Here is an 11,858-nt window from a genome sequence, read left to right on the forward strand (position 1 = left end):
CCCAAGGACCGGCTCGTGTGGATCTTCTCCTGACTGAGTTCGACCTGTTCGTCCGAACTCGTACGCCCGCGCTGCTGCGCTCCGCCTACCTGCTGACCGGCGACCAGCATCTGGCCGAGGATCTCGTCCAGTCCGCCCTGGCCCGTACGCACCGTGCCTGGAACCGGTTGCACGAGACCGGCAACGCGGAGGCGTACACCCGGAAGGTCATGTACCACCTGCAGGTCTCCTGGTGGCGACGTCGCCGGGTGGCCGAGTCGATGCCGGGCGACATGCCCGAGCCGCGCGGAGGCGAATCGGCCCTCGACCACGCCCAGCAGACCACGCTCCGGCTGACCCTTCGGGCCGCGCTGTCCCGGCTCTCTCCCAAACAGCGGGCCGTGCTGGTTCTGCGGTTCTTCGAGGACCGCACCGAAACCGAGGCCGCCGACCTGCTCGGCGTGACAGTCGGCACCGTCAAGAGCCAGACCTCGAAGGCGCTGGCGAAGCTGCGCAGCGTGGCACCGGAGCTCGCCGAGCTGTACGTCACGGAAGGAACCGCCCGATGAACCAGGACCGACTGCGTTTCGACCTGGCCGACCTCGCCGAGGAGGTCACCCCCGTCGACCTGCGGGACCGGGCACTGCGTACCTCGCGGCGGCTCGGCATCCAGCGGGCCGCCGCCACCTCTGCCGCCGTGCTGGTGGTGCTGGCGGCCGCGACCGGAACGGCACTGGCGATCCGGCCGAACAGCCAGACGCCCGTGCCGGCCGGGCCGTCGGTGACCGCCACCGCCCCGCCGGTCGAGACCACTGCGACCCCGTCCGCCGAGCCGTCGAGCACGCCCAGTGAAACCACCGGCGAGGGGCCGAACGGCGACGTGACCTTCGGGCGGCTCGTCTACGGCCCGTCCGACCTGGCGAACGCCCCGTCCCCGACGAGCACCGTCCGGCTTCAGTCCTGGCGACCGGGCGACAACCCGGTCCGCCTGCTCGGTCTCCCGTACGGGCCGGCGCAGGTCAACGTCGCGGTGTCACCCGACGGAAAGAGGGTGGCCTGGGTCGAGGCGACCGGTGCGGTGTGGGTGTCGGCCCCCGACGGGTCGGGGCGGCGCAAGCTCCGGGACGGCGTCGACGACCTCTGCTGGTCACCCGTCTGGCTGCCGGACTCGCAACAGCTCGTCGTGCGTCTGACCGCCGCCGGCGGCGGCGACCCGGACACCGGCGTGCTCGACGCCTCCTCCGGGAAGTTCACGAGGGTGACGGGCCTCGACGGCTGTCACGCCGTGTTCGCGGCGGACGGGACACTGGCGTTCGCCGACGGCTCCGACGGCACGATCGTCCTCACCGACCGGAACGGCAAGAACCGACGGACGGTGCCGGGTCTGGGCGCCAAGGGCAGCCGGTACGTCTCCTTCGACCTGTCCAGTCTCTCCCCGGACGGCCGGCAGGTCGCGCTCCTGCGGATCGACCGGAACGGCACGTACGGGGACGCGGCACGGGAGCTTCTCGTCAACGCCGTGCTCGACACCCGGACCGGCAAGGAGGTGTCGCTGCCGCTGGAGGGACGTCAACTGCGGCAGGTCTTCTTCCAGCCGGACGGGTCGATGGTGGTCCGGGTCCGCAGCGGTGACCGCTACGTGGTGGTACTGGTGGACGCGACCGGCAGGAAGATCACCGAGCGGGCGGAGCCCTCGGCTCTGCGGGACATGCAGATCGTCGGCGCGCTCGGCTGAGGTGACTCGTCGGGGCGGACCACGCAGGGGTGGCCCGCCCCGGCGGCGTTCAACGCAGGACCGTGATCGCCGCGTCCGCGGTGACGTGCTTCCAGGGCACCAGCACCACAGTGCCGTCGCGCTCCAGCACCGTCGCGTCGCTGCCCTCGGTGCCGGCCGACAGTGGCGCCTCGGCCACCACGCTCACCTTCCCGGTGGCCGGATCGATCCGGACCAGCCGCGGAGCGAGATCCCGCCGGTCGCCCACCTCCCACGCCAGCAGGCCCTGCTCGTCGAGGCGGACGAGCTCCACCTCGCTGTCGGTGTGCCCGGCCGACACCCAGCGCCGTTTCCCGGTGGCCAGGTCGATCGCCACCACCTGGTTGGCCTGGCGCATCTTGTCGCCCACCGGAGAGGACTCGGTCGGCAGGTAGAGCGTGTCCGCGTCGGCCAGGTACGGCCGGATCTGCGGCCCGCTCACCGTGTTGGAACGGTTGACCGGCAGGTCGCTGAACCGCGTACCGTCGACGGGGTTGCCGAACGTGGCCCGCTCCTTGCCGGTGGCGTCGCGCGCGACGAACGTCTCGGTGCTCAGGCCGGGCCGGCTGACCAGCGGGTCGACGCTGAGCACCCCGTCGCTCTGCTGCGCGGCGGGCAGGTCCTGCTTCCAGCGCGGCTTGCCGGTGGCCGGGTCCAGGCCGAGCAGCGCCCCCCGGTCGCCGTCACAGAGCGTGGTGACCACCGCCTGGTCCCCGGCGGCCTGCACGTCGGTCAGGCGGCAGTCGCGGCCGGGCAGCAGCCGGTCGGCGTCGGTCTGCCACAGCCGCTTGCCGTCGGCCAGCGAGTAGCCGAGGACGCTCTCGCCGCTGCGGACGACCACCTGCCCGGCGGCCACCGACAGGTCGGGGGCGACGGTCTCGGACCGGCCCGTCCGGCGTTCGACAGGGAACGTCACCCGCCACGTCTGCGTGCCACCGGCCGCGTCGAACCCGACGAGCGTGTCGCACGAGTCGGCCGGACCGAGCGCCACCACACCCCGCCCGTCGGCGAGGGTCTGCGCGGCCGCGCACAGCGAGGCCGCCTGCGGCGCGGGCACGCCCCACGCCTGGCCGCCGTCGCCGAGCCGGTAGGCGATGATCCCGTCCGGCTGGGCCCGGACCACCGCGTCGCCGACCAGCCAGGCGCCGAACATGTCCTGCCCGTCGTACGTCTTCAGCCCGTTGCGCTGCAGCTCCGGGAAGTCGAGCACCCACGCGGTACGCAGCTTCTTCCCGTCGTCGTCACCGCCGCCGACCAGCCGGGACACGCCGTAGGCGGTGCCGGCCGCGACCGCGAGCACTGCCACCAGGCCACCGGCCACCAGCAACGCCACGCGCCCGCGCCGCTTCGGCGCCGTCGGCGGCGCACCGACCGGACCCGGGCGGCCCACCGGCGGGTACGCGGGCGGCGGGTACTGCTGGTGCTGATACGTCATCGGTCGTCTCCCGTTTCCGTCAGCCCGCCAGTTCGCGGACGTAGTCGGCCCAGCCGGCCTGGAACTCGTCGAGCGACACGCCGAGCACGTCCCGGGCGGCGCGGTCGGTCGGGGTGCCGCCGTAGACCGCCTCGACGAAGCGGAACAGCTTCGGTTCGCCGTGCTTCTCGGCGAGGTGGTTCATCGCGGTGTGCCCGAGCCAGTAGTGGAAGGTCAGCAGGCCGCTCTTCTCCCAGTCGCCGTTGCTGGGCAGCGTGCCGTTCCAGCCGTTGCGGACCAACTGCAGGGCCTGCGCCGTGCGGTCGCTGGCGGACAGCGGGCGGCCGTGGAAGGCGATGTACTCGGCGAAGCCCTCGACCACCCACTCGTCGAGCTTGCTGAACTCGTCCACAGCGGCCGGGTCGGTGCGGGGCGTCATCAGCGAGTGCGCGATCTCGTGCCGCAACACCATGTGGGCGTCGTTGTCGCCGCCGGAGCGGGTGAAGTAACGATCTCTGGTGTCCACCACGATGCGGGTGCCGCCGATCGTGGTCCTGCCGTCCTTGCGCTCGGCCGCGACCATGCCCACCGAGTAGCCCGCCTCGGTGGCCTTCTCGGTGCCGATCCGGTAGAGCGAGGTCATCTCTTCCTTGCCGGCGGCGAGCGTGACGACGAACTTGTCCGACACCGGCTCGGGCGGCGCGTTGGCCCGCCACACGGCCAGGTTGCTCGTCACCGACTTGTCGACGGCCGGGGCGTACCGCCTCGCCACGTCGGCCCGGGCAGCGTCGGTGATGATCAGGGCGAACGGGGTCCGCTCGACATGGATGTCCTGCCACTTGTCCCACGGTCCGGGGTAGTAGACCGTCTTCGAGTCGCCGTTGCCGCCGGCCGGCGCGCCGGTCACAGCGGTGACCCGGATCGGCGCGTCCTTGCCTTCGCGGACGATCGTCCAGCGGTACCACTCGGCGACCGGCGCCATGTCGAAGCCGTCCAGTTGGTGCACGAAGGAGACGTCGAGCTGGAACGTGACGCCCTGCCCGAAGGCGTCGCTGACGCGGCCCTGCTTCTCGATCGTCTCGTAGCGGGCCACCGACAGCGGCAACTTGCCCAGGTTGCGGAACAGCTGGGTCTGCCCGGCTATCAACTCCTTGCGGGCCGGGTCGAACGCGGCCAGGTAGCCGTCCAGGTCCTTCGCCGCCAGCGCCTGGCTGTGCCGGTCGAGCAGGCCGGTCAGCTCGGCGTCCGTGACGGTGACGCCGTTCGCGCCGGCTGCGGCCTTCGGCGCCGGGCCGTCCTCGTCGTCGCCGCGCAGGCTCAGCCCGACGCCGACCGCCGCGCCGGCGCAGACCGCCAGCGCGAGCGCGCCCGCCGCGAGCCCGATCCAGAGCCCACGGCGGGACTTCGGCGCCTGGGGTGGCGGCCCCCACGGCGCCGGCTGCGCGGGCGGCGGTGGTGCGCCGTACCGGGGGTCGGCGTTGCCGGGCGGCGGCCAACCTGCCGCCGGTGGGTGCCCCTGCGTCATGTGGTTCCTCACTCGTGCCGGGTGCGGGACCAGCCGGACGGTTCCGCCCGGCGGGATGACGGCAAACATCATCCCCGGTCCGGACGACGGATTCTGCCCCGCCCGGACGTGTCGGGGCTTTTGTCCGGGGGGCGGCTGTCGCGAACAGGACGTCGAGACATCCGCCACGTCCGGCGTCCAGGGTCAGCGGGACCGGTCCGCGCGGTGACAGACTGTGCAACGCACTTCTGCCGGGACGTCTGAGGGAGGCGCCGTGCGCTGGCGCAGCTACGTGGCGGTGGGCGACAGCTTCACCGAGGGCATGGACGACGCATATCCGGACGGCAGCTACCGGGGCTGGGCCGATCTGGTCGCCACCCGTCTGGCTGTCGAGGCCGGGCCGGACTTCGGCTACGCCAACCTGGCCATCCGCGGTCGGCTGTTCCCGAACGTGGTGGCCGAGCAGGTGCCGTCCGCGCTGGCCATGAAGCCCGGCCTGATCAGCTTCGCGGCCGGCGGCAACGACGTGCTGCGCCGCAGCTTCGACCCGGACGTGTTCGTCCCCCGCTTCGACTCGGTCGTGCAGCGGCTGCGGTCCGTCGGCAGCGACGTGGTGCTGTTCCGGTTCGCCGACGTGATGTCCCGGCTGCCCGGTCAGCGGATGATGGCCCCGCGCGTGGCGCTGCTCAACAGGGTGGTCGGCGAGGTGGCCGAGCGGCACGGCGCGATCCTGGTCGACCTGTACGCCGACGACACCTACCTCAATCCGCTGCTCTGGAGCACCGACCGGATTCACCTGTCCGCGGAGGGCCACCGCCGGGTCGCCGCGCAGGTGCTCACCGCGCTCGGCGTCGGCTGCGACGAGGAGTGGCTGCTGGTGCCGCCGCACCCGGCGCCCAGCCCGTGGCTCGCCGCGCGCGCCGCCGACCTGCGCTGGGCCGGCAAGCACCTGGCGCCGTGGATCAAGCGCCGGCTGACCGGGCGCTCGTCCGGCGACTTCATCACCGCGAAGCGTCCGGTGCTCAGGCCGATCGACTTCGACTGAGCGTGCGTACCGTCCACGCCGCCGACCTGCTGCGGCTGACACCCGACGACCCACCCCGCGCCGGGTGGGCGGTCGTGGTCGCCGGTGACCGGGTCGAGGCGATCGTGCCGGCGGACGAGCTTCCCGGCGCGTACCCCGGGGTGCGGGTGCGGCGGTGGGCCGGAACGCTCGGGCCGGCGCTCGTGCACGGCGGCCCGCTGCCTCCGGCGCCCACGCCGCGCGAGCGGGTGCACGCGCTGTTCCGGCTCGGCGTCGCCGCGGTGGTCGAGGAGCACGTGGCCGATCCTGCGCTGCGGGCCGCCGCCGCCCGCAACGACGTGGCGGTGCTGCCCAGCGTGCGGCCGCCCGCGCTGGTGGCCGGCGGGCGGGCCGACCTCGCCGTGTTCGGCCCGGACGGCTCCTGCCTGGCCACAGTGGTCGCCGGGCGCCTGGTGCACCGCCGCGCCTGACCCCCGCCGGACGGCTGGACCTTCACCGCCGATCGTCCGATGTGTCCGCTCGTCCGCTTATCGGGATCGCCCGATGTCCGCCCCACTGGATAGCATCCGCTGCCCCCGTCTATCGAGCACGGGGTGAAATCGGGGAAAGGTGGATGAGGGATGACCCTCATGCCTGACAGAAATCCACGTCGAACCGGCAGGCGAAGCGTGCTCGCCGCCGCGCTGTCGATAGTGGTCGCGGCCGGATCGGTGGTCGCCACCGCGGCGCCGGCAGCCGCGTACGACATGCGCTACGAGACGAACGCCTCGTGGGCCTGGACCGACTCGCACTCGCCCACCACGATCAACATCGACCGGCCCGGCGACGTGCCGGTCGGCACCTGGAAGGACGAGAGGGGCCGCCCGCACACCTCGCGCGCCTACTTCACGTTCGACATCTCCCGCTACCGGGGAGCGGACATCCAGTCGGCCGTGCTCGACGTGAAGGAGACGGCGGGCGGCGACTGCACCAGACGTCCCGTGGTCGAGCTGCGGCGTACCGCCGCCTACACCGCCCGGTCGAGCTGGCGGAACCCCCCGGCCGACCTGGGGCTGGTCGACAGCCGCCAGCTCACCGACCAGACCGTCTGCCCGGCGCCCCGGGTGGAGTTCGACGCGATCGAAGGGCTGCGCCAGGCGCTCGCCGAGGGCCGGTCGACGCTGACCCTCTCGCTGCGGCTGCCAGCCGACGCCGAGCGGGACCCGGCACTGGCACGGAAGTACGCCACCAAGGTCGGCATCTCGATCGACTACAACTTCCGCCCCGGCGTGCCGACCGAGCTGCAGAGCGAGACCGGCACGGCGTGCACCACCACCGAGCCGTACCAGGTGATCCGCTACCCCGTCCCGTCCGGGGTGGTGCACGACCGGGACCGCAACAGCGGCGGCGGCACGGACCAGCTCACCGTCTCCTTCGCGGCCTGGCCGGTCGACCAGCCGGAGGCGCGGATCGAGCAGACGGACTACGCGCGCGACGGCGAGCGGGCATTCGGCCGCTACGACAACATGTATCCGTCGCCGTTCGAGCACGACCGGACGTACGCCTGGCAGATGCGGGCGGCGGACAGCCGGGCCACCGGCGAGTGGAGCCCGGTCTGCTACTTCCGCCTCGACGTCCAGGGGCCGGCCACGCCGCCCGTCGTGACGTCGACCGACTTCCCCGACGACGACGGGTGGTACCCGGCTCTGCCCGGCGAGTTCACCTTCACCGCCAACGGCGCGGCCGACGTGGTGCGGTACGGCTACTCGCTGGACTCCGGCGTCGAGAAGACGATCGACGCGGACCGGGCGGGCGGTACGGCCACCGTCACGCTCACCCCGGACAGCGGCCCGAACACCCTGCGGGTGTGGAGCCTGGACGCGGTCGGCAACCGCTCGGCGACCACCGAGTACACGTTCCGCGCCACGGATGTGTCGCCGGTCGTCGAGGGACGGCTGAGCGAGATCGGGGTGCCTGCCACGTTCCAGTTGCGTCCGCAGATGGACGGCGTGGTGCGCTACCGCTACGCCCTCGACGGCGAACCCGAGCAGACGGTGGACGCCGCGGCGGACGGCTCCGCCGCGATCACCGTCACCGCGACCCGGGGCGGCTCCCGCACCCTCACCGTCACCAGCGTCACGGCCGGCGGCGTGGAGGCCACCAGCAGCCGGCAGTTCGCCCTGCCGACCGCGCCGAAGATCTCGGCCACCGTCTACCTGCCCGTCCCCAGCGGAGGGCAGGGTGTTCCGGGCGTCTTCACCTTCACCCCCCGCCTGCCCGACACGGTCAGCTACCGCTACCAGTTCACCGGCGAGGACCAGCAGGTGGTGGCCGCTAAGGCCGACGGCACCGCGTCGGTCACCTGGGCGCCGACCGAGGCGGGCACGGTCATCCTGGTCGTGCGGAGCGTGAGCCGGGACGGCACCGTGTCGGAGCCGGCGACCCTGTCCTTCCGGGTGCGGGACCTGCGTCCCGCCGTCTCCGCCGACCCGTACCGGACGGACGTGCCCATGGGTGGTCCGGGCCAGCCGGGCGAGTTCCGGTTCACGTCGCCACTCACCACGACGGTGGCCTTCCTCTACCGGTTCGACGACGGTGCCGAGCAGCGCGTCGAGACCGGTAACCGGGCGACGGTGAGCTGGACGCCCACCGAGGGCGGGACGCACACGCTCACTGTCGTCGGGGTCACCGCGGACGGGACCCGCTCACCCGAGCAGGTCTGGACGTTCCTGGTGAACGACGCACCGCAGGTCCAGTCGGCGGAACGCTGACCTGACCGCACCGGCCCCACCACCTTTCCGAGGCGGTGGGGCCGGTGTCACATCCGTGGCCCGAGATCCGGCGTACCTTGGGGATCATGCCTGTGTCGAGCGATCCGCATCCTGATCTCCAGTCGTACGCCGACCCGCAGCGCCTGGTCACCACCGAATGGCTGGCCGAGCACCTGGGCGACGAAGGGCTCGTGGTCGTCGAGTCCGACGAGGACGTGCTCCTCTACGACACCGGCCACATCCCCGGCGCCGTCAAGGTCGACTGGCACACCGAACTGAACGACCAGGTCACCCGCGACTACCTGGACGCCGCGAGCTTCGCCGAGATGTGCGCGGCCAAGGGCATCGGGCGGGACGACACTGTCGTCTTCTACGGCGACAACTTCAACTGGTGGGCCGCGTACGCCCTCTGGGTCTTCTCCCTCTTCGGTCACCCGGACGTACGGCTGCTCGACGGCGGCCGGCAGAAGTGGGTCGCCGAGGGACGGGAGCTGACCCGGGACAAGGTGAGCCGGCCCCGCGCCTCGTACCCGGTTCCGGAGCGCGACGACGCGCCGATCCGCGCGTACCGGGAGCAGGTCATGGCGCACGTGGAGGCGGGGCGGCCGCTGGTGGACGTGCGTTCGCCCGGTGAGTACACCGGCGAGATGCTGCACATGCCGGACTACCCGCAGGAGGGCGCGCTGCGTGGCGGGCACATCCCGGGCGCGGTGAGCAAGCCGTGGAAGTCCGCCGCGAACGACGACGGCACGTTCAAGTCCGCCGACGAGCTGCGCGCGATCTACGCCGACCAGCTCGGGCTGAGCCCGTCCGACGACGTGGTGGCGTACTGCCGGATCGGCGAGCGGTCCAGCCACACCTGGTTCGTGCTGCACCACCTGCTCGGCTTCCCGCAGGTGCGCAACTACGACGGCTCGTGGACCGAGTGGGGCAACCTGGTGCGGGCCCCCGTCGTGAAGGGCGACCAGCCCGGCGGCCTGACCCGCTGAGCGTCCCGGCCGGTCCCGCCGTCGTGGTGGGGCCGGCCGGTTCCGTTCGTCTCCGCCGGTTCCGGCCGTGGTCGGACCGGTCAGCGGGCGGCGATCGACAGGCTGCCGGGCACGTTGTCCGCCACCCGGTCGACAGCGCCGGTCTCGGGTCGCCAACGGGCCAGACCGGCGTCGTAGCGGAACAGCAGTTCGCCGTCGGCGGTCCAGCCGTACACCGCGCAGCACCCCTTGGCTCGGCCCTCCCGGCCCAGGTCGAGCAGGCGGGTCACAGCGCCGGTGCGGGCGTCCAGCACCGCCACGCCCTCGCCCCCGCTGGAGGTGCCGGCGCCACTGGCGGTGGTGGTCCATCCGGCCTGGCCGATCCGGTCGCCGCGCTGCCAGCCTCGCCCGTAGACCTCGTCCAGGCGGTAGCCGGGGGGAAGCTGCCCGGTGGTCACCGGCCGCCGGTCCGCTGTGCCGCCGGCGGCGGGGAACCGGCGTACGGCCAGGCCGCCGTCCCCGGACCAGCCGCCAACTGTGAGCAGGTCGCCGGACCGGTCCGGCTCGGGTACGACGAGCGTCCAGGGGTCGACAGCCAGCTTCCGTGTCGCTCCGGTGCGCCGGTCCAGCTCGTACGCGGTGTCGTTGTCCCCGACGATCAGCCGGTCACCGGCCCAGACCACGTGCTCCAGGTAGCCCGCGAGCGGATAGCGGCGGACCCCGACGTCGGTCAGGTCGACCACCACCACCTCACCGGTCTGCGCGAACGCGGCGGTCCGGCCGTCCGGCGAGAGACTGCCCGGCTTGAGGGCCGTCGCCTCGTTGCCTCCGGCGTCGCGGGTGGGCGCGAGCGTGACCACGTCGAGTTCCCGGACGATGCCGTCGTCTCCCAGCACCCGGACCGTGCCCGCTTCGCCGGTGGCCGGGTCGACCGGCTGGTACAGCGCCAGTGCCCGGCTCACCGGGCGGGCGGAGAGGGCGGCGCCGACCCGGTCGCCGAGCCGGCCGAGCGGGTCGCCCGCCTCGCCGAGCCGCTCCGGGGGCCGCTGCACGACCGGCGCGTTCGGGGCCGAGGTCACCGCCGGGCGGGGCGGTGCCGCAGGGGGCGGGCCGGAGCGGTGCAGGAGCGCCGTCGTACCGCCGCCGACCAGGACCACGGCGACGGCGGCGGCCGCGGCGGCGCGGCGGGCACGACGGACCCGGCCGGCCCGTTCCCATCCGGCGGCGGCCGGCCGCGTCGGGCGGATCTCCTCGGTGGCCCGGGTCAGCAGTCGGGTCAGCTCCGTCTCGTTCACGGGTTCACCTCCCTTCCGGCGGCCAGGCCGTCGCCGGATCCGCCGGGGGCGGGCACCACGTCGCGCAGCCGGCGCAGCGCGTCGTGGCACTGGCTCTTGACGGTGCCGACCGTGACGCCGAGCGCCTCGGCGGTGGCGACCTCGGTCAGGTCCTCGAAGTAGCGCAGCACCACGACGGCCCGTTGGCGTGGCGGCAGCCGGTCGAGCGCGGCGCGCACGGTGAGCCGCAACGCGGGGTCGCCGTCCGCGTCCGGCCGGTCCGGCGGGTACGCGCTGAGCCGCTCCCGCCGCCGGCGTCGCCACCAGGAGACGGCGTCGCGGTAGAGGATGGCGCGCACGTACGCGGCCGGGTCGCCGTCGCGCACCGACGGCCAGCGCAGCGCCAGTTTGAGCAGCGCGTCCTGGAGCAGGTCCTCGGCCTGGTGCCGGTTTCCGCAGATCAGGTACGCGGCGCGCAGCAGCCGGTGCTGGTGCGACTCGACGAAGGCGAGGTAGTCCGCCCGCCCGTCGTCCGCGTCACGCCCCATCCGGCTCCTCCTCCGTCACCGGCCAGACGCGCGGGACGGGGGAAAAGGTTGGGTCAGGTAGCGCTGAATCGTCGGGCCGACCCAGGCGGCCAGCTCGTCCGGGTCGAGGTCCACCACGGGTGGCAGCCGGACGACGTACCGGGTGAGCGCGAGTCCGAGGATCTGGCTGGCCACCAGACCGGCCCGGCGTTCGGCGGTGGCCGGGTCGGCGCCGGACCGGGCCACGGCGGTGGCGAGCTGGCCGGCGAAGATGCCGCGCATCCGGTCGGCGGCGCCGGGGTTGGTGGCGGCGGCCCGGAGCAGCGCGACGAGTGTCCCGTCCGCCTCCCAGCGGCGCACGAAGTGCCGGGTCAGTGTCTCGCCGAGCCGGTCCGGCGGCACCTCGGCCAGGTCGGGCAGGTGCAGGTCGAACTCGGCCGCTGCGGCGAACAGCCCCTCCTTGCTGCCGTAGTAGCGCATCACCATCGACGGGTCGATGTGGGCGTCGGCGGCGATGGCCCGGATGGTGGCCCGGTCGTAGCCGTCGGCGGCGAAGCGTTCCCGGGCGGCGCGCAGGATGGCCGCCCGGGTGGCGTCCGAGCGGCGGGTGCGGGTGGCGGGTCCGGTCACGTCCACGACTGTAGGCCAACACCCGTTGACATCAG

General features: G+C 73.4%; 11 protein-coding genes. 6 read left to right on the forward strand and 5 right to left on the reverse strand.

Annotated features, from left to right (window positions below; all coding sequences use genetic code 11):
• The first annotated feature begins 17 nt into the window (after positions 1–17).
• Both FHU28_RS02990 and FHU28_RS02995 read left to right on the forward strand, forming a co-directional pair.
• Entirely contained in the window at positions 18–548 is a 531-nt protein-coding gene (locus FHU28_RS02990) for a SigE family RNA polymerase sigma factor (protein ID WP_184680621.1), read from the forward strand.
• Positions 545–1,714, forward strand: a complete 1,170-nt coding sequence (locus FHU28_RS02995; RefSeq protein ID WP_184680623.1) for a TolB family protein — start codon at positions 545–547, stop codon at positions 1,712–1,714. Before FHU28_RS02990 ends, FHU28_RS02995 begins: the two co-directional genes overlap by 4 nt.
• Before the next feature lie 49 nt (positions 1,715–1,763).
• Here the strand turns inward: FHU28_RS02995 and FHU28_RS03000 are convergent, their stop codons facing one another.
• Both FHU28_RS03000 and FHU28_RS03005 read right to left on the reverse strand, forming a co-directional pair.
• Positions 1,764–3,167 carry a PQQ-like beta-propeller repeat protein gene (locus tag FHU28_RS03000; RefSeq protein WP_184680625.1) on the reverse strand — a complete coding sequence of 468 codons (1,404 nt, stop codon included), beginning with the start codon at positions 3,165–3,167 and terminating at the stop codon, positions 1,764–1,766.
• A 19-nt stretch (positions 3,168–3,186) separates the two neighbouring features.
• Positions 3,187–4,671 carry a hypothetical protein gene (locus FHU28_RS03005; RefSeq protein ID WP_184680627.1) on the reverse strand — a complete coding sequence of 495 codons (1,485 nt, stop codon included), beginning with the start codon at positions 4,669–4,671 and terminating at the stop codon, positions 3,187–3,189.
• A 253-nt stretch (positions 4,672–4,924) separates the two neighbouring features.
• Between FHU28_RS03005 and FHU28_RS03010 the strand changes: the two genes are divergently transcribed.
• The 4 genes from FHU28_RS03010 (at position 4,925) to FHU28_RS03025 (ending at position 9,413) form a co-directional block, all read left to right on the forward strand.
• Entirely contained in the window at positions 4,925–5,695 is a 771-nt protein-coding gene (locus FHU28_RS03010; protein ID WP_184680629.1) for an SGNH/GDSL hydrolase family protein, read from the forward strand.
• Positions 5,696–5,697: 2 nt separating this feature from the next.
• The gene (locus tag FHU28_RS03015; RefSeq protein ID WP_184680631.1) at positions 5,698–6,144 is read left to right on the forward strand and encodes a hypothetical protein; all 447 of its coding nucleotides are present in this window, start codon (positions 5,698–5,700) and stop codon (positions 6,142–6,144) included.
• A gap of 159 nt (positions 6,145–6,303) precedes the next feature.
• Positions 6,304–8,424 (forward strand): hypothetical protein, encoded by a 2,121-nt coding sequence (locus tag FHU28_RS03020; RefSeq protein ID WP_184680633.1) that lies wholly within the window; start codon positions 6,304–6,306, stop codon positions 8,422–8,424.
• An 86-nt stretch (positions 8,425–8,510) separates the two neighbouring features.
• Positions 8,511–9,413, forward strand: coding sequence for a sulfurtransferase (locus tag FHU28_RS03025; protein WP_184680635.1), 903 nt, complete (start codon positions 8,511–8,513; stop codon positions 9,411–9,413).
• Positions 9,414–9,493: 80 nt separating this feature from the next.
• Here the strand turns inward: FHU28_RS03025 and FHU28_RS03030 are convergent, their stop codons facing one another.
• From FHU28_RS03030 to FHU28_RS03040, 3 genes are read right to left on the reverse strand one after another with little or no spacing between them, the layout of a single operon-like run.
• Complete coding sequence (locus FHU28_RS03030; RefSeq protein ID WP_184680636.1) at positions 9,494–10,687, reverse strand: hypothetical protein; 1,194 nt, start codon at positions 10,685–10,687, stop codon at positions 9,494–9,496.
• Positions 10,684–11,214 carry a SigE family RNA polymerase sigma factor gene (locus tag FHU28_RS03035; protein WP_184680638.1) on the reverse strand — a complete coding sequence of 177 codons (531 nt, stop codon included), beginning with the start codon at positions 11,212–11,214 and terminating at the stop codon, positions 10,684–10,686. The genes FHU28_RS03030 and FHU28_RS03035 overlap by 4 nt, the downstream gene beginning before the upstream one ends.
• A gap of 15 nt (positions 11,215–11,229) precedes the next feature.
• On the reverse strand, positions 11,230–11,829 hold the full coding sequence (locus tag FHU28_RS03040) for a TetR/AcrR family transcriptional regulator (protein WP_184680640.1): 600 nt from the start codon (positions 11,827–11,829) through the stop codon (positions 11,230–11,232).
• Between the last annotated feature and the right edge of the window lie 29 nt (positions 11,830–11,858).

The organism is Micromonospora echinospora (assembly GCF_014203425.1).
GTDB lineage: Bacteria > Actinomycetota > Actinomycetes > Mycobacteriales > Micromonosporaceae > Micromonospora > Micromonospora echinospora_A.

Excerpts from the sequence above, each read along its gene's own strand:
- FHU28_RS03000 (WP_184680625.1), bottom strand. The coding sequence starts at position 3,167 with ATGACGTATCAGCACCAGCAGTACCCGCCGCCCGCGTACCCGCCGGTG.
- FHU28_RS03005 (WP_184680627.1), bottom strand. The coding sequence starts at position 4,671 with ATGACGCAGGGGCACCCACCGGCGGCAGGTTGGCCGCCGCCCGGCAAC.
- FHU28_RS02995 (WP_184680623.1), top strand. The coding sequence starts at position 545 with ATGAACCAGGACCGACTGCGTTTCGACCTGGCCGACCTCGCCGAGGAG.
- FHU28_RS03035 (WP_184680638.1), bottom strand. The coding sequence starts at position 11,214 with ATGGGGCGTGACGCGGACGACGGGCGGGCGGACTACCTCGCCTTCGTC.
- FHU28_RS03020 (WP_184680633.1), top strand. The coding sequence starts at position 6,304 with ATGCCTGACAGAAATCCACGTCGAACCGGCAGGCGAAGCGTGCTCGCC.
- FHU28_RS03025 (WP_184680635.1), top strand. The coding sequence starts at position 8,511 with ATGCCTGTGTCGAGCGATCCGCATCCTGATCTCCAGTCGTACGCCGAC.